Raw genomic sequence first — 16880 nt, 5'->3', positions numbered from 1 at the left:
GCGGAAGGCGGCAGCCATGGATCCCTTCTCGAAGGCGGGCGCGGCCCTCACGGCGCTCCGCGAGGACCTGGCGGGTGACGTGTTCACCCCGGACGATCCGGGGTACGACGGGGCGAGGTCGGTCTTCAACGCGATGATCGACCGCCGGCCCGCGGTGATCGCCCAGTGCGCGGGCACGGAGGACGTGGTGACCGCGGTGCGGTTCGCCCGGGACTTGGACCTGAAGATCGCGGTGCGCGGCGGCGGGCACAGTGTGGCGGGGATGTCCCTGAACGACGGCGGCCTGGTCGTGGACCTGCGCCGGATGCACGAGGTGACGGTCCACCCGGCGGCCGGGGCGGCGCACGTCGGGGGCGGGGCCACGATGAGCCACCTGGACCGGGCCTGCCAGCCGTACGGGCTGGCCACCACCGGCGGCCGGGCCTCCACCACCGGAGTCGGCGGCTTCGTCCTGGGCGGCGGTTCCGGCTGGCTGGACCGGAAGTTCGGGCTGGCCGTGGACAACCTGCTGGGCGTGGAGCTGGTCACCGCCGAGGGCGAGCTGGTGCACGCCTCGGCGCGGGACCACCCCGAGCTGTTCTGGGGCCTGCACGGGGGCGGCGGGAACTTCGGCGTCGCCACCTCCCTGACGCTGCGGCTGCACGAGCTGCCCGCCATGTCGATCGCGTTCGTGCTGTACCTGCCCGAGCGCGGGCCCGAGGTGGTCCGTACGTACCGGGACGTCATCGAGGCCGGGCCGCCCGAGGCGAGCGGGGCCGCGCTGTACCTGACGGGGCCGCCCGAGGAGTTCGTCCCGCCGCACCTGGTCGGCCGCCTGCTGTGCGGCGTACTGCTGACGTACGCGGGCCCGGAGGAGGAGATGCGCCGGCTGGCCGCGCCGCTGCTGGCGATCCCGCACGAGTCCGAGATCGTCACGGCCATCCCCTACGCCGACCTCCAGTGCATGATCGACGACCCGCCGGGCCAGCGGAACTACTGGTCCGCCGAGTACCTCACCGGGTGCCCCGACGCGTTCGTGGACGTCTTCTGCGCCCGCGCCGACTCGATGCCGGTGCCGACCGGCACCCAGCACCTGGCCTGGCCGCAGGGCGGTGCGATCGCCTCTGCCCCGGGCGACTACCCGGTGCCGTACCGCGACGCCGCCTGGGCGGTGCACCCGTTCGCGATCTGGGAGGACGAGGCCGACGACGAACGCTGCCGCCAGTGGGTCAAGGACGTCCGCGCCGACGTCCAGCCGTGGGCCACCGGCGCGGTCTACCTCAACTTCACCGGGGACGAGGGCACGGACCGGGTGGTCGCGGGCCTCGGCGACGAGAACATGCGGCGCCTCGGCGAGCTCAAACGGCGCTACGACCCGGACAACGTCTTCCGCTACAACCACAACATCCTGCCCCTGTGACGGCGCGGTCCGCGTGACGCACACCACACTCGGCGTACGCTCCGGCAATCCGCCCGCCGCGACGCGGAGTTGCCGCCCGGGACCAGGACACATCGGACGTCCCGGCCACCGGGTGATGTGCGCGCGACGGGCCTGCCGGTAGCGTCCCGCCCTATGGACGACCAGGGCGGAATCACGGTTCAGCGGGCACTGGAACTGCCGGGGCTGCGCAGCGGGCTGCCGGAGGTGGTGGCTTGCGCCGACCGGCTGGGCCGCACCGTCCGCTGGGTGCACGCGGGTGAGGTGCCGAACATCGCCTCGCTGCTCAAGGGCGGCGAACTGCTGCTGACCACGGGACTCGGCCTGGGCACCCGGCCCGCCGAGCAGCGGGCCTTCGTACGCCGCCTCGCGGACCGGGGGATCGCCGCGCTCGTGGTCGAGCTCGGCCCCCGCTTCACGCGGCTGCCCGCGACCCTCGTGGAGACCGCCCGCACGGCGGGCCTGCCGCTGGTGCAGCTCCACCGGGAGGTCCCCTTCGTCGCCGTCACGGAGGAGGTCCACACCGAGATCGTCAACGGCCACTACGCCCTGCTCCAGCGCGCCGAGGAGGTCCACCGGCGCTGTACGCAGGCCCTGTTGGGCGGGGGCGGCATCCCGCAGGTGCTGCGCATCCTGGCCGACTTCACGGCGAACCCGGTCTTCCTGGAGACCCCCGACGGGCAGCTGCTGTACGCGGCCAACAGCTCGGCGGGCGACGCGGGCGCGGACCCGCTCCAGGTCTGGGAGGGCCTGCGGGGCCAGCGCGAGGCCGAACCGTCGGCGAACACGGTGGTGGTCGACGTACCGGGCGGGGGCCACGGCACCGGCTCGGTCCGGGCCCGCGTGGTGCTGGTCGGGGTCTCGGCCCCGCTGCTCACCGTGCACCGGATGGCTGCGGAACGCACGGCGGGGGTGCTCGCGGTGGTGCTGATGCAGGCCCGGCAGGAGGACGAGTTGGCCGCGCGCGGCCGGGGCGACTTCCTGACGGACCTCGCCGAGGGGCGCATCTGCGCCGAGGACGCCCCGGCGCAGGCCCGCGTCCTGGGCTTCAAGCCCGGCGCGGGACCGCTGCTGCCGGTGGTCATGCGACTCGCCGCGGACCTCGGGCCGTCCGGGAACTGGGCCGTCCTGGCCCGGGCGGTGCTGGAGGAACTGGCGTCCGTCGGGGTGCCCGTGCTGCTGGGCGTCCGCCCCGTAGAAGGGCGGGTGCCGCTCCTGGTGTCCCTGCGCGCGGAGTCGGAGCGTACGGCGGTGGCGGACCGGGTCGCGGCCGCGCTGCGGGCCGGCGTGGAGCGGGCGGGGCTGGACCGGGCCGCCGCACCGCCGGCCGTGGTCGTCGGCGTCGCGGGCGGCTGGGCCGCCGCCTCGGCCGGGCTCCGGCACGCGGCGGAGACCGCCACCGCGGCCCACGGCCTGCCGGCCCGGCCCTGGTACGACGCGCGGCGCCTGGACATCGACCTGCTGCTGTGGCGCCTGCGCGAACACCCGGACCTGGCGGCCTTCGTGGACCGCGCGATCGGTCCGCTGCGCGCGCACGACGTGACCTCGCGGCCGCCGCTGCTGCCCACCCTGGAGACCTACCTGGCCCACGCGGGCCGCAAGGCGGAGACGGCGCGGGAGCTCCACCTCAACCGGCAGACGCTGTACAACCGGCTGGCGCGCATCTCGGAACTCCTGGGCACGGACCTCGACGACCCCGAGACGGTCCTCTCCCTCAGCCTGGCGCTCCGCGCCCGCCGCCACACGTACACCCCGACCTGACGCGCCCGCCCTTCCACCGTTCCCCGGGCCCCCACCCCGGCCCCCTCACGGCGGCCCATCCAGCCCGCCGGCCCGCCCCGGCCATCCGGCGCCCCCGGGGATCGGGACGCGGGCACCGCTAGCGGCGGCGGGGCGCGGCGCGCTCCATCAGCTCGTCGTAGACGGACAGCACCTGGGCCACCGTGTCGTCCTCCGACGGCCACGTCGCCGCACGGGCCCGGCCCGCCTCGGCGAGAGCCAGCCGCCGGGCGGGGTCCCCCAGCAGCCCGGTGACGGCCGCGGCCAGCGCCCCCGCGTCGCCGTACGGGACCAGCACCGCGCCCTCACCCACCAGCTCCGGCACCCCGCCCACCGCCGTGGCCACCAGCGGGACCCCCATCCGCAGGGCCTCCTGCGCCAGCAGGGCCCGTTCCTCCCACCGGCTCGGCAGCACCGCCAGGTCCGCCGCCGCCAGCAGCTGCGCCGCGTCCCGGCGGCGCCCCAGCAGCCGTACGGGCAGCGCCTCGACCTCGATCCGCCGGGCCAGCTCGGCGCGCAGCGGCCCCTCCCCCGCGACCACCAGCAGCGGCACGGGGTCCAGCGTCCGCCACTCCCGCGCCGCGTCGAGCAGGACGGAGTACCCCCGGTGCGGCACCAGGCTGCCCACCGCGATGAGCAACGGCCTTTCCACCGCGCCCAGTTCCGCCCGCGTCTTGTCCGGGTCCGCCGGCTCGTCCGGGCCCGCCACCGGTACGGCCACCGGTGCCAGCCGCGCGTCCCGGGCGCCCCGGAGCCGCGCGAGGTCGACCTGGTCCGAGGAGGCGCCCAGCACGACCGCCGCCGCCCGGGCCACCCTGCGTTCCAGCAGCCGGCTCAGCCGCCCGAGCGCCCCGGCCGCCGTCGGTCCGTCACCGTGCCAGCTCACCACCAGCGGCACCCGGCGCCCGCTCAGGGCCAGTGCGGCCCGCATCCCGGCCCGTACGCCGTGCGCGTGCACCACGTCGGCGCCCGCGCACTCGGCGCGCAGCGCGCTCGCCGCGTCGGGGGTGAACCGCGCGCCGGCGCCGGTGAAGTCGTACGCCCCTTCCGCTTGCACGGGCGCGCAGACCGTCACCCGGATCCCGCGGGCGGCGAGCCCGGTGGCCAGCGACCGCACGTGCGCGATGCTGTCCGCGCCCGCACCGCCACCGAGTACGTGGACGGTGCGTAGCGGCGGGCCCCCGTAGGGCTGGGCCGGGACGGACGGGGAGACCGGGGAGCTGCTCACGGGCCGAAGCTCCAGGGTGAGGGGGTCAGGACGTCGCCCAGGATGCCAGTCCGCACGTGCGTTCCGGCACCATACGGGTGCGGATCTCGTACGAGATACCGCCGGACGCCCCTCAGCCTCACCCACATGGGCTAAAGGGGTGTCCCGGGGCGACGGCGACGGCCGCCCCGGGGCGCCTCACGCATGGGCTAAAGGGGTGTCCCGGGGCGACGGCGACGGCCGCCCCGGGGCGCCTCACGCGGCGCCTCACGCGTCGGCGCGCGCCGCCGCGAGCAGCTCCTCGGCGTGCGCCCGGGCCGAGACCGAGTCCTCGTGGCCCGCCAGCATGCGAGACAGTTCGCGGATCCGGGCCTCGCCCTCCAGGACGGTGACACCGGAACGCGTCACGGACCCGTCGTTGGTCTTCTCGACCAGCAGCTGCCGGTCCGCGAAGGCCGCCACCTGCGGCAGGTGCGTGACGACCACGACCTGCGCCGTTCTGGCCAGCTTCGCGAGCCGCCGGCCCACCTCGACCGCCGCCTTGCCGCCGACGCCCGCGTCGACCTCGTCGAAGAGGTACGTGGGTACGGGGTCGGAGCCCGCGAAGACGACCTCGACGGCCAGCATCACGCGCGACAGCTCACCGCCCGAGGCGCCCTTGGCGATCGGCCGCGGCTGGGCTCCGGGGTGCGGGGCCAGCAGCAGCTCGACCTCGTCGGTGCCCGAGGGGCCGTAGGCGACGGGACGGCCGTCCACGTCCACCCCGTCGGGGTCCTCGGTCTGCCGGATGTCGATCGTCACCCGGGCGTGCGGCATGGCCAGCGACGCCAGCTCCTGCGTGACCGCCGACGCGAAGCGGGTCGCGGCCTCCGTCCGGGCGTCCGTCAGGGCTTGCGCCAGCAGGGACAGCTCGGACCGCAGCCCGTCCCGCTCGGCGGTCAGCTCGGTGATCCGCTCGTCGTCGCCGTCCAGCTCCAGCAGCCGCGCGGAACCCTGCTCGGCCCACTCCAGCACGGCGTCCACGGTGCCCTCGGAGCCGTACTTGCGCGTCAGCTGCGTCAGGGCCGCCCGCCGCTCCTCCACCGCGGCGAGCCGCAGCGGATCGGCGTCCAGGTCGTCGGCGTAGCCCGCCAGCTCCCCGGCCACGTCGGCCAGCAGGATTCCCAGCTCGCCGATCCGCTCGGCGAGCGCGCCGAGCGCCGGGTCGTGGGACCGTACGGACTCCAGGGCGCGGTGGGCGCCGGCGACGAGCGTGTTGGCGTCGATGCCCTCGGGGTCCTCGGGGTTGCCGGCGAGCGCGGCGTGCGCGACCTGCGCGGCCGAGGCCAGCGATTCGGCGTGGCCGAGCCGTTCCGCCTCCGCCGCGAGCTCGGTGTCCTCGCCGGCCACGGGCTCCACGGCGGCGATCTCGTCCAGGCCGAAGCGCAGCAGGTCGGCCTCCTGGGCCCGTTCCCGGGCCCGGGTGGTGATGGTGTCCAGCTCGACGGTGACCGCCCGCAGCCGCCGGTAGGCGGACGCGTACTTCTCCAGCGGGACCGCGACGGCGTCCCCGGCGTAGCGGTCGAGGGCCTGCCGCTGCCGGGCGGGGCGCAGCAGCCCCTGCTGGTCGGTCTGCCCGTGCACGGCGACCAGGTCGTCCGCGAGTTCGCCCAGCAGGCCGACGGGCACGGAGCGGCCTCCGACGTGGGCGCGGGAGCGCCCCTCGGCGGACACGGTCCGGCTGATCAGCAGGGCGCCGTCGTCCAGTTCGGCCCCGGCCTCCTCGGCCCGTAGGGCGGCGGGCGCGTCCGGGCGCAGGACGATGCGGCCCTCGACGACCGCGGCCTTGGCCCCGACCCGTACCAGGGCCGCGTCGGCGCGGCCGCCGAGCAGCAGGCCGAGGCTGGTGACGACCATGGTCTTGCCCGCGCCGGTCTCGCCGGTCACCGCGGTGAAACCGGGCGACAGCTCGACCACCGCGTCGTCGATGACACCGAGCGACCGTATCCGCATCTCCTCAAGCACGGGACGACCATACCGAGGTTTCCGAGGTGCCATGTGACGTCACCCGCCCAGAGTTCTCCGAACGCACGTGCTATTAAGGGGGCCGGGCGGGCATCCCGGGACACCGCTAGTGCGGCGCCCCGCGCCATCCCGACACCGGCAGCGCGAACTTGGCGACCAGCCGGTCCGTGAAGGACGCGTGGTGCAGGCGGGCGAGCCGGACGGGGACCGCTCCCCGCCGCACCTCCACCCGGGCACCGGCCGGCAGCTCCAGCATCCGCCGGCCGTCGCACCACAGCACCCCGTGCGGCGTGCCGGTCTGCACCTCCACCGCCAGCACCGAGGTCGGCGAGGTCACCAGCGGCTTCGCGAACAGCGCGTGCGCGCTGATGGGCACCATCAGCAGGGCCTCCACCTCGGGCCAGACCACCGGCCCGCCCGCGGAGAAGGCGTACGCCGTCGAGCCCGTCGGGGTCGCGCAGACGATCCCGTCGCATCCGAACCCGGACACCGGGCGGCCGTCGATCTCCAGGACCACCTCCAGCATCCGCTCCGGGGACACCTTCTGGACCGCGGCCTCGTTCAGCGCCCAGTCCTGGTGGACCACGTCGCCGTTCGTGCGCACGATCACGTCGAGGGTCATCCGCTCCTCGACCTCGTACTCGCGCGTCACCACCCGGTCGACGACCTTGTCCAGGTCGTCCCGCTCGGCCTCGGCGAGGAAGCCCACCCGCCCCAGGTTGACGCCGAGCATCGGCACCCCCGAACCGCGGGCGAACTCCGCGCCGCGCAGCAGGGTCCCGTCCCCGCCCAGCACGATCAGCAGCTCGCAGCCCTCCAGCACCGCCGGGGTGCACTCGGCCACCAGCTCCACCTCGGGCGGCAGCGGCAGGTCCACCGCCTCGTCCTGCAGGACCCGTACGCCCAGCCCGCAGCGCAGCAGGCCCTGTACGACCAGCTCGGCACTGCGGATGGCCGCCGGCCGCCCGGTGTGCGCGAGCAGGAAGACGGTGCGCCCCGCTCCCGCCGCCGAAGGCGCGGACGCGGGTGCGGGCACCGGTACCGGTGCGGTGGGATACGCGGACGGAATTGAAGACGAAGCTGATGAATCGGTCACTGGGGCCCCTCCGCCACTGCACGGTCGACATCCGCCGGGTCGAGTGCCGGTGCCCCCGCCCGCAGCCACAGAAAGTACTCGACGTTGCCCGAGGGCCCCGGCAGCGGACTCGCCGTCACACCGAGCACGCCCAGACCGAGCTTCGCCGCCTGCGCCGCCACCTCGCGCACCGCCTCCGCCCGCAACTCCGGGCTGCGCACCACGCCACCGCTGCCCAGCCGGTCCTTGCCCACCTCGAACTGCGGCTTGACCATCAGCACCAGGTCCGCGTCCGGCGCCGTGCAGCGCACCAGCGCCGGCAGCACCAGGCCGATCGAGATGAAGGACAGGTCGCCGACGACCAGGTCGGCCGGCACGCCGTCGATCTGCTCGACCGTCAGCTCGCGCACGTTCGTACGGTCCTTGACGGTGACCCGGTCGTCGCTCTGCAACGACCAGGCGAGCTGCCCGTAGCCGACGTCGACGGCCACGACACGGGCCACGCCCGCGCGCAGCAGCACGTCGGTGAAACCGCCGGTGGAGGCGCCGGCGTCCAGTGCCAGCCGGCCCTCGACGCGCAGCCCCTGCGGCCGGAAGGCGGCCAGCGCGCCCGCGAGCTTGTGCCCGCCGCGCGAGACGTAGTCGGGGTCGCTGTCGTCCTTGAGGACGACGAGGGCGGCGCTGGTCTCGACCTGGGTGGCGGCCTTGGTCGCGGTGCTGCCACCCACGGTCACCCGGCCCGCGGCGATCAACTGCGCGGCGTGCTCGCGCGAGCGGGCCATGCTGCGGCGTACCAGTTCGGCGTCCAGGCGGCGGCGTGCCACTCCTGCCACGTTCGGTTCAGCTCCTGTTTTCGTACGGACCGGGGACGGGCGGTGCGTCGAGCGCGGTCAGCGCCTCCCGCAACCCCCTGTGCACATCCTCGTACACCGCGACGTGTCCGTCCGCCGTGAGGTGGTCGGCGTCGGCCAGCCGCGCCAGGTGCGCGTCCACCCCGGCGTGGCCGGAGGGGGTACGTACGACACCGAGCGGCGCGGGGGCGGCGGGCGCCGCCGGGGCGGCGGGGGCGCCCGGGTCGCCGCCCGGGTCGCCGGCGCCGGCCGGGTCCTCGGACCCGGCGCGGGGTCCGGCCCCGGTCGCGGCAGCTTCGTCGGTCATGCCCCGACGCTACCCCGTAGCACCCGTCGACCACGCACGGCTCTGCGGTACGGTCGTGATCACGATGGCTACGATCGAGGAGTGCCGCGCAGCACTCGACCGACTCTCCGGCAACCTGGCCCGGGCCGGCGGCGACGTGCACGGTGCCGCCGCGCTCGACCGCTCCCTGAGCTGCCACATCACGGACCTGGACCGGACCTTCACCGGCCGCCTCGACGGCGGCCGGATCCGGGTGGACGCGGTGGCCCCGGGGCCGCCCGCCCACAAAGCGGACATCCGGCTCGCGATGACCGGCGACGACCTGGTCGCCCTGGTCGCGGGCGAGCTCCGGTTCGCCAAGGCCTGGGCTTCCGGCCGGGTCGGGCTGGAGGCCGGCTTCCGCGACCTGCTGCGGCTCAAGAGGCTGCTCTAGCCCGCTCCGGCGTCGAGGTCTTCGTACGGGCCTTGCGCGCCGCCGGGATCACCAGCGGCGTCCCCGTCTCCGGGTCGTCGATGACCTGGCAGCGGAGCCCGAACACCTGCTCCACCAGCTCCGCGGTCACCACCTCGGCCGGCGGCCCCTCGGCGACGACCTTCCCGCCCCGCATCGCGATCAAGTGCGTGGCGTAGCGGGCCGCGTGGTTGAGGTCGTGGAGCACCGCGACGAGCGTCCGCCCCTGGTTCTCGTGCAGTTCCGCGCACAGGTCCAGGACGTCGATCTGGTGCTGGATGTCCAGGTAGGTCGTCGGCTCGTCGAGCAGCAGCAGCGGGGTCTGCTGCGCCAGGGCCATCGCGATCCACACGCGCTGCCGCTGCCCGCCCGACAGTTCGTCCACGGCCCGGTCGGCGAGTTCGGCGACCCCGGTCGAGGCCATCGACTCGTTCACGATCCGCTCGTCCTGCGGCGACCACTGCCGCAGCAGTCCCTGGTGCGGGTACCGCCCGCGCGCGACCAGGTCGGCCACCGTGATGCCGTCCGGGGCGATCGAGGACTGCGGCAGCAGGCCCAGGGTCCTGGCGACCTGCTTCGCCGGCAGCGACCCGATGGCCTGCCCGTCCAGCAGCACCCGCCCGGCGGAGGGCTTCAGCATCCGCGACAGGGCACGCAGCAGCGTGGACTTGCCGCAGGCGTTGGGGCCGACGATCACCGTGAAGGAGTGGTCGGGTATCTCCACCGTCAGGTCCTCGGCGATGACCCGCTGGTCGTAGCCGAGGGTCACGTTCTGCGCGGTCAGCCGCTGCACTTGGGCACTCCTCAGTTCTGGTACGGGCGCAGCCTGATGCGTCGCCGTCATATACGTCCCGCCTTGCGCTCGGTGACCAGCAGCCACAGCAGGTAGACACCGCCGACGAGTCCGGTCACCACGCCCACCGGCAGCTGGTCGGCGCCGAAGGCGTGCTGCGAGGCCCAGTCGGACACCAGCAGCAGCACGGCGCCCATCAGCGCCCCGGTCAGCAGGTTCCCGCCGGGCGAGCGGGTCAGCCGGCGGGCCAGCTGGGGTGCGGCCAGCGCGACGAAGCTGATCGGTCCGGCAGCCGCGCTCGCCGCGGTGGTGAGCAGGATCGCCGCCAGCATCAGCAGCAGCCGGGTGCGCTCCACCGGGACGCCGAGCGCGTAGGCCGCGTCGTCGCCCATCTCCATCATCCGCAGGGCCCGGCCGTGTCCCAGGACCAGCGGGAAGAGCACCGCGCAGGCCACCAGCAGCGGCCACACCTGCGCCCAGTCCCGGCCGGCCAGCGACCCGGTCAGCCAGACCATCGCGCGGGTGGCCTCGGTCATCTGGGCCTTCGTGATCAGGTACTGGATCACGGCGATGAGGACGGCCGAGGCGCCGATGCCGACCAGCACCAACCGGTAGCCCTGGATGCCCCGCTTGTACGCCAGCAGGTACACGGCGACACCGGCCAACAGCCCGCCGAGCAGCGCGCCGACGGCCACCTCGGTCGCGCCGCCCTTGAACAGGATGATGACGACGAGCGCGCCGACCGCCGAGCCGTAGCCGAAGCCGAGCAAGTCCGGGGAGCCCAGCGGGTTGCGGGAGACGGACTGGAAGACGGCTCCCGCCATCCCGAGGGCCGCTCCGACGAGCAGGGCGACCAGGACCCTCGGCAGCCGCAGGTCGTTGACGATGAAGTCGTTGGCCGGGGTGCCGTTGCCCAGCAGGGTCTGCACGACGTCCCACGGCCCGATCGGGAAGTCTCCGGTGCCGATCAGCAGGACGGCCGCCACCAGGGCCGCCACGGCGAGCAGCACGCCGACGACCAGGGCGCGCCGCTCGACGCGCAGCGAGATCCCGCCGGCCAGGTGCGGCGGGCGGGGCCCGGACCGGGCGCCGCGAAGGTTGACGGTCACAGCTGGGCCATCCTCTTGCGCCGGACGAGGTAGATGAAGACGGGGCCGCCGATGAGCGCCGTGACGATGCCGACCTGGAGTTCGGCGGGCCGGGTCACGACGCGGCCGACGACGTCGGCGCCGAGGAGCAGCACGGGCGACAGGACGGCCGAGTACGCGAGCACCCAGCGCATGTCCGGCCCGGTGAACGCGCGCACCAGGTGCGGGATCATCAGCCCGATGAAGACGATGGGCCCGCACGCGGCGGTGGCGGCGCCGCACAGCAGGGTGATGGCGACGACGGCGCCGATCCGGGTCCGCGTCAGATGGGCGCCCAGCGCCCGCGCGGTGTCGTCGCCCAGGGACATCGCGTTGAGCGGCCGCCCCAGCGACAGCGCGAGGACCGCGCCCACCAGCAGGAAGGGGGCGACCTGCCGGACCGTGTCCATGTTCGCCGAGGCCAGCGAGCCGACCGTCCAGAAGCGCAGCTTGTCCAGCGCCTTGCTGTCCATCAGCTGTACGGCGTTGATGTAGCCGACGAGCGCCGCGCTGGCCGCCGTACCCGCGAGGGCGAGGCGCACCGGAGTGGCACTGCGGCTGCCGCCGAGCACGTAGACGAGGACCGAGACCGCTGCGGCGCCCAGGAAGGCCCACCAGACGAACTCGTTCAGGGAACTGGCCCCGAAGAAGCTGATCGCGGAGACCACGGCCGCCGCGGCGCCCGCGTTCACGCCGAGGATGCCCGGCTCGGCCAGCGGGTTGCGGGTCAGCGCCTGCATCACCGCGCCGGACAGGCCGAGCCCGAGGCCGACCATCAGTCCGAGCAGGGTGCGCGGGACCCGCAGGTCCCGCACCACCACGTCGGAGGGAGTGCCCGCGTAGGAGAACAGGCCGTGCCAGACCTCGCTGACAGGCATCTGCTTGGCGCCCACGGCGATGCTCACGACCGCGACCAGTGCCAGCAGGACGAGGGCGGCGAGCAGACCGGCGGCGCGCACGGCATGGCGCGGGCGGGCTGCGGCGGCCCGCTCGGGCGCCGCGCTCGGTTCGGATTGAGGAGGACTGTCGACCAACACGCTGGTTAGGTTAGCCTAGCCTGCGCCGTGGGCGGGTCACCCGGACGGCTCAAAACCCCAGCGTGGCCAGCGCCTTCTCCGCGTCCTGGGTGCACGCGCCGTCCCCGGCCGCCGACCAGGCCGCCGCGCACAGCGCCCGCAGCCCGTCGAGGGGGTCGGCGTCCGCCACCACCGGCTCGCCCGACGGCACGGTGACGGTCCGGGACACGTCCAGCGTCTGCCCCAGCGCGACCGCGGACCAGCCGCCGCACCGCCAGGCGCCGTTGTCCTCCCGCACCTGCGGATGCCCCGTCAGCAGCCCGCGCAGGTCCCGGTCCACATAGGTCGGCCGGTGCCGCGGCTCGGCCCGCAGCAGCTGCGCCGCGTCCGTCACGCCGGTCAGTACCAGCAGCGAGTCCACGTCCCCGTTGAAGGCGCCCTCGATGTCCGTGTCCAACCGGTCCCCGACCACCAGCGGCCGCTTCGCACCCGTCCGCAGCACCGTCTCCCGGTGCATCGGGGGCAGCGGCTTGCCCGCCACCTGCGGGTCCGCTCCCGTCGCGATCCGTACGACCTCCACCGCGGCCCCGTTGCCCGGCGCGATACCGCGCGCCCCCGGGATCGTCAGGTCCGTGTTCGAAGCGAACCACGGCACCCCCCGGTTGATCGCGTACGAGGCCTCCGCGAACCGCCCCCACGCCAGGTCCGGGCCCCCGTACCCCTGGACCACCGCCGCGAGCCCCTCCTCCTCCGCCGACTCCACGGGCACCAGTCCGCGCTCGCGCAACGCGACCCGCAGCCCCTCGCCGCCGATCACCAGCACCTTCGCCCCGGGCTCCACCTGGTCCGCGATCAGCCGGGCCACCGCCTGCGCCGAGGTGATCACCTCGCCCGCCTCGGTGGGGATGCCCAGCTCGCTCAGGTGCTCCGCGACGGCGTCGGGCGTCCGCAGCGCGTTGTTCGTCACGTACGCCAGGTGCATCCCGTCCGCCCGGGCCGACGCGAGGGACTCCACCGCGTGCGCGATGGCCTCCCCGCCGGCGTACACCACTCCGTCCAGGTCGAGCAGAGCCGTGTCGTACGCCTGGTGCAGATTCCGCTCACTCGCCGCGGGACTGGTCCTGCTCTGCCGGGTCATCCTGGCCGCTCCTCATACGATCGATCCTGTCCGATTCCGTACTCCCCCGATCATCCCGCATGGCGAGACGGGTCTTACCATGCACCAATGACCACACCTGCTGGCACCGCGGACCACGGGCTGCGCCTCATCCCGTTCCAAGGCCTGCGCTACGTCCCGGAGCGCGTCGGCAGCCTGGCCGCCGTCACCTCGCCGCCGTACGACGTGGTCGTGCGCCCCGACGGAGTCGACCACCTCGAATCCGCCGATCCGCACAACATCGTGCGCCTGATCCTCCCGCAGGCCGGCACACCGACGGAGCGCAACGAACAGGCCGCGCGCACTCTGCGCCACTGGCTCGCCGAGGGCGTGCTCAGCGCCGACGCCGAGCCCGCCCTGTACGTCTACGAGCAGCGCCGGGCCGGCCTGCTCCAGCGCGGTGTGATCGGCGCCCTCGCCTTGTCGACGGCGGACGCGGGGATCGTCCTGCCGCACGAGGACGTCATGCCGGACGTGGTCACCGACCGGGCCGGCCTGATGCGGGCCGCCTCCGCCAATCTGGAACCGCTGCTCCTCACCTACCGCGGCGACGACCCCGGCACGGGAGCGACCGCGGTCGTCGAGCGGACGGCCCGCCGGACCCCCCTGCTGTCGACCACCACCGAGGACGGCTTCCAGCACCGGCTCTGGGCCATCACGGACCCCGCCGAGCTCGCCGCCGTGACCGCGGACCTCAGCCACCGCCAGGCCCTCATCGCCGACGGCCACCACCGCTGGGCCACGTACCTGCGCCTCCAGGAGGAGCACGGCTCCCCCAGCGCATGGGACTTCGGCCTGGTCCTCCTCGTGGACACCGCCCGCTACCCGCTCCAGGTCCGCGCCATCCACCGGATGCTGCGCCGGCTCCCGGTCGCGGACGCCCTCGCCGGGCTCGACGGTCACTTCCGGATCCGTCCGGTCGACGGCCCGCTCCCGCTGGCCGTCGAGGTCCTCGCGGACGCGGCGGAACGCGGCAACGCCTTCCTGCTGGCCGGCGACGGCTCCTTCCACCTGGTCACCGACCCCGACCCGGCCCTCCTGGACCGCACGGTCCGCCGCGACCGCCCCGAGGCCTGGCGGCGGCTCGACGCCACCGTGCTGCACGCGACGCTGCTGGACGCCCTGTGGCGGATCCCGGACGCCCCCGAGCAGATCAGCTACATCCACGACGCGGCGGCCACCGTCGCCATGGCGGAGCGCCACGGCGGCACGGCGGTCCTCCTGCATCCCGTACGGGAGGAAGTCGTCCGGGACCTGGCCCGCCAGGGCGTGACGATGCCCCGGAAGTCCACCTCCTTCGGACCGAAGCCTGCCACCGGCCTGGTCCTGCGCGGCCTGGACTGACCGCCGTCCCCCGGACATGAGGAAGGGCGGTACCCCGGTCGGGGTACCGCCCTTCCTCATGTCACGCGACCGGCTGCTTCACCGATTTCAGGCCTTGTCGCGGCCCGCGTCCCGCTCGTCCTCGTCAACGAGGTCCTCGTCAACGACGACCTCGTCGGCGACGTCGAAGTCGTCCTCGGCGTCGACGTCGTCCTCGACGTCGACGTCGTCCTCGACGTCGACGTCGTCCTCGACGTCGACGTCGTCCTCGGCGTCGTCGTCCCGGTCGTCTTCGACATCGGCATCGTCCTCGACATCGGACGCGGAGCGCTCCAGCGGCTCGTACTCGTCGTCGTCCTCGTCGTAGTACTCGGCGACGTCGCCGGCGCGCTCGGCCGCGGCGACCTCGGCCGCGTCCTGCTCGTCGTCCTCGTCGTCCTCGTCGTCGACGATGTCGCCGGCGGCGTCGACGAACTCGACACCGTCGAGCTCGGCGAGGCGGTCGGAGGCGTCGGTGGCCCCGTCCTTGTCCGCTTCGAGGGTCTTGCCGAACCACTCGCGCGCCTCGTCCTCACGACCGGCCGCCAGCAGGGCGTCGGCGTAGGCGTACCGCAGGCGCGCGGTCCAGGGCTGGACGGAGCTGGAGGCCAGCTCCGGGCTCTGCAGGGTGACGATGGCGGCGTCGAGCTGACCCTGGTCCCGCCGGGCACCGGCCGCGACCAGACGCATCTCGACCTGGCCGGCCTTGTCCAGCTTCTGCACCTCGGGCTCGCCGGCCATGGCCAGCGCCCGCTCCGGACGGCCGAGGCCGCGCTCGCAGTCGGCCATCACGGGCCACAGCTCGACCGAGCCGGTCATGCGCTTGGCGGCACGGAACTCCGCGAGGGCCTCGCTGTACTTCTGCGTGGCGTACGCGGCGAAGCCGGCGGCCTCGCGCACGGCGGCGACGCGGGAAGCCAGACGCAGGGCGATGCGCGAGTACGCGTACGCCTGCTCGGGCTCGTCATCGATCAGACGGGCGACCATGACCAGGTTGCGGGAGACCTCCTCGGCCAGCCCCTTGGGCAGGCTCAGCAGCTCCTGACGCACGTCGGCGTCGATCTCCAGGCCGGTGACGTCGTCGTCGATCGGGAGCCGCTTGACCGGGTCCCGGTCGGCGCGGAAGTCGCGGTCGCCGCCGCGGTCGTCGCGACGCGGGAAGCTCGGACGGTCGCCACCACGGTCGTCGCGACGCGGGAAGCTCGGACGGTCGCCACCACGGTCGTCGCGGGCGCCACGGAACCCACCGCGGTCGTCGTCACGGCGCGGGTAGGACGGACGTCCACCCCGGTCGTCATCGCGACGCGGGTACGAGGGGCGGTCGCCGCCGCGCTCGTCACGACGGAATCCGCCGCCGCCACCACCGCTGGAAGGACGGCCACCACGGTCGTCATCACGACGCGGGTACGAGGGACGGTCGCCACCACGGTCGTCACGGCCGCCACGGAACCCACCACGGTCGTCATCGCGACGCGGGGAGCTCGGACGGTCGCCACCACGGTCGTCACGACGCGGGAAGCTCGGACGGTCGCCACCACGGTCGTCACGACGCGGGTAGGACGGACGTCCACCCCGGTCGTCGTCACGACGCGGGTACGAGGGGCGGTCGCCGCCGCGCTCGTCACGACGGAAACCGCCGCCACCACCGCTGGAGGGACGGCCACCGCGGTCGTCATCACGACGCGGGTACGAGGGACGGTCACCGCCACGGTCGTCGCGACCGCCACGGAACCCACCACGGTCGTCATCGCGACGCGGGAAGGACGGGCGGTCGCCACCACGGTCGTCACGACGGAAACCGCCGCCACCACCGCTGGAAGGACGGCCACCACGGTCGTCATCACGACGCGGGTACGAGGGACGGTCACCGCCCCGGTCGTCACGACGCGGGAAGCTCGGACGGTCGCCACCGCCACCGCCACCGGCGGCGGGCCGGCCGCCGCGGTCGTCACGACGGAAGCCGCCGCCACCGCCGGCACCGGCCGGGCGACCACCACGGTCGTCACGACGGAACGGGGGACGGTCGCCGCCACGGTCGTCACGGCCCCCGCGGTAGCCGCCCCTGTCACCGCCGTCGTTGCGCCGAGGCTCGCGCTCCGGACGATCGTCGGGAGAGTTGGACATGGGTGTGACTCCTGTCTTCGGGGTACCGCTAGTCATTCTCGCGCAACCAACCCATGGCCGCGCTTCGGCGTAAAGAGGTGAAAAACAAAAAAGGACCCTTGGTCCAGCGTTGAACGCTGGACCAAGGGTCCTTGAAAGATTGTTCGGCGGCGTCCTACTCTCCCACAGGGTCCCCCCTGCAGTACCATCGGCGCTGAAAGGCTTAGCTTCCGGGTTCGGAATGTAACCGGGC

The 16880-nt window shown here is 74.3% G+C and carries 14 protein-coding genes, 1 rRNA gene and 1 pseudogene; 4 read left to right on the top strand and 12 right to left on the bottom strand.

The features are described 5' to 3' along the window. The first annotated feature begins 16 nt into the window (after positions 1–16). On the top strand, positions 17–1399 hold the full coding sequence (locus ACWFQ8_RS16290; protein ID WP_453786881.1) for an FAD-binding oxidoreductase: 1383 nt from the start codon (positions 17–19) through the stop codon (positions 1397–1399). Between the two features lie 153 nt (positions 1400–1552). After that, entirely contained in the window at positions 1553–3178 is a 1626-nt protein-coding gene (locus ACWFQ8_RS16285; RefSeq protein WP_453786880.1) for a PucR family transcriptional regulator, read from the top strand. 118 nt (positions 3179–3296) lie between these two features. Here the strand turns inward: ACWFQ8_RS16285 and ACWFQ8_RS16280 are convergent, their stop codons facing one another. From ACWFQ8_RS16280 to ACWFQ8_RS16260, 5 genes are all read right to left on the bottom strand, one after another. Next, complete coding sequence (locus tag ACWFQ8_RS16280; protein ID WP_453786879.1) at positions 3297–4424, bottom strand: glycosyltransferase family 4 protein; 1128 nt, start codon at positions 4422–4424, stop codon at positions 3297–3299. A gap of 246 nt (positions 4425–4670) precedes the next feature. Then, positions 4671–6395, bottom strand: coding sequence for a DNA repair protein RecN (recN, locus tag ACWFQ8_RS16275; protein ID WP_453786991.1), 1725 nt, complete (start codon positions 6393–6395; stop codon positions 4671–4673). Between the two features lie 118 nt (positions 6396–6513). After that, positions 6514–7443 (bottom strand): NAD kinase, encoded by a 930-nt coding sequence (locus ACWFQ8_RS16270; protein ID WP_453786878.1) that lies wholly within the window; start codon positions 7441–7443, stop codon positions 6514–6516. 56 nt (positions 7444–7499) lie between these two features. Next, positions 7500–8315: a TlyA family RNA methyltransferase gene (locus tag ACWFQ8_RS16265; RefSeq protein ID WP_453786877.1), complete on the bottom strand. Its 816-nt coding sequence runs from the start codon at positions 8313–8315 to the stop codon at positions 7500–7502. 7 nt (positions 8316–8322) lie between these two features. Beyond that, a complete protein-coding gene (locus ACWFQ8_RS16260) occupies positions 8323–8640 on the bottom strand; it encodes a hypothetical protein (RefSeq protein WP_453786876.1) in 318 nt (105 codons plus the stop codon). Between the two features lie 64 nt (positions 8641–8704). On the opposite strand from ACWFQ8_RS16260, the gene ACWFQ8_RS16255 reads away from it, so the two are divergent. Next, on the top strand, positions 8705–9052 hold the full coding sequence (locus tag ACWFQ8_RS16255; protein ID WP_453786990.1) for an SCP2 sterol-binding domain-containing protein: 348 nt from the start codon (positions 8705–8707) through the stop codon (positions 9050–9052). Here the strand turns inward: ACWFQ8_RS16255 and ACWFQ8_RS16250 are convergent. From ACWFQ8_RS16250 to ACWFQ8_RS16235, 4 genes are read right to left on the bottom strand one after another with little or no spacing between them, the layout of a single operon-like run. After that, on the bottom strand, positions 9036–9863 hold the full coding sequence (locus tag ACWFQ8_RS16250) for an ABC transporter ATP-binding protein (protein WP_453786875.1): 828 nt from the start codon (positions 9861–9863) through the stop codon (positions 9036–9038). The genes ACWFQ8_RS16255 and ACWFQ8_RS16250 overlap by 17 nt on opposite strands. 47 nt (positions 9864–9910) lie before the next feature. Further along, positions 9911–10972, bottom strand: a complete 1062-nt coding sequence (locus tag ACWFQ8_RS16245) for a FecCD family ABC transporter permease (protein ID WP_453786874.1) — start codon at positions 10970–10972, stop codon at positions 9911–9913. Continuing rightward, the gene (locus tag ACWFQ8_RS16240; protein ID WP_453786873.1) at positions 10969–12027 is read right to left on the bottom strand and encodes a FecCD family ABC transporter permease; all 1059 of its coding nucleotides are present in this window, start codon (positions 12025–12027) and stop codon (positions 10969–10971) included. Before ACWFQ8_RS16240 ends, ACWFQ8_RS16245 begins: the two co-directional genes overlap by 4 nt. Before the next feature lie 49 nt (positions 12028–12076). Next, positions 12077–13144, bottom strand: coding sequence for an HAD-IIA family hydrolase (locus tag ACWFQ8_RS16235; RefSeq protein ID WP_453786872.1), 1068 nt, complete (start codon positions 13142–13144; stop codon positions 12077–12079). A gap of 87 nt (positions 13145–13231) precedes the next feature. On the opposite strand from ACWFQ8_RS16235, the gene ACWFQ8_RS16230 reads away from it, so the two are divergent. Beyond that, entirely contained in the window at positions 13232–14506 is a 1275-nt protein-coding gene (locus ACWFQ8_RS16230; RefSeq protein WP_453786871.1) for a DUF1015 family protein, read from the top strand. An 87-nt stretch (positions 14507–14593) separates the two neighbouring features. On the opposite strand, the gene ACWFQ8_RS16225 is transcribed toward ACWFQ8_RS16230, so the two are convergent. The 3 genes and pseudogenes from ACWFQ8_RS16225 to rrf form a co-directional block, all read right to left on the bottom strand. Next, positions 14594–15574 carry a tetratricopeptide repeat protein gene (locus ACWFQ8_RS16225; protein ID WP_453786989.1) on the bottom strand — a complete coding sequence of 327 codons (981 nt, stop codon included), beginning with the start codon at positions 15572–15574 and terminating at the stop codon, positions 14594–14596. 117 nt (positions 15575–15691) lie between these two features. After that, positions 15692–16648: pseudogene (locus ACWFQ8_RS16220) on the bottom strand (hypothetical protein); the annotation flags it as partial. A gap of 141 nt (positions 16649–16789) precedes the next feature. Further along, a 5S ribosomal RNA gene (gene rrf / locus ACWFQ8_RS16215) occupies positions 16790–16880 on the bottom strand; the annotation flags it as partial.

Source organism: Streptomyces sp. NPDC055254, from assembly GCF_053606025.1.
The sequence above is the reverse complement of the archived record's forward strand: the minus strand, read 5'-3'. Positions and strand labels throughout refer to the sequence as shown.

What these genes read in the sequence shown, in the direction of transcription:
- ACWFQ8_RS16230 (WP_453786871.1), top strand. Translation starts at nt 13,232, where the DNA reads ATGACCACACCTGCTGGCACCGCGGACCACGGGCTGCGCCTCATCCCG.
- ACWFQ8_RS16255 (WP_453786990.1), top strand. Translation starts at nt 8,705, where the DNA reads ATGGCTACGATCGAGGAGTGCCGCGCAGCACTCGACCGACTCTCCGGC.
- ACWFQ8_RS16260 (WP_453786876.1), bottom strand. Translation starts at nt 8,640, where the DNA reads ATGACCGACGAAGCTGCCGCGACCGGGGCCGGACCCCGCGCCGGGTCC.
- ACWFQ8_RS16235 (WP_453786872.1), bottom strand. Translation starts at nt 13,144, where the DNA reads ATGACCCGGCAGAGCAGGACCAGTCCCGCGGCGAGTGAGCGGAATCTG.
- recN (WP_453786991.1), bottom strand. Translation starts at nt 6,395, where the DNA reads ATGCGGATACGGTCGCTCGGTGTCATCGACGACGCGGTGGTCGAGCTG.
- ACWFQ8_RS16290 (WP_453786881.1), top strand. Translation starts at nt 17, where the DNA reads ATGGATCCCTTCTCGAAGGCGGGCGCGGCCCTCACGGCGCTCCGCGAG.
- ACWFQ8_RS16285 (WP_453786880.1), top strand. Translation starts at nt 1,553, where the DNA reads ATGGACGACCAGGGCGGAATCACGGTTCAGCGGGCACTGGAACTGCCG.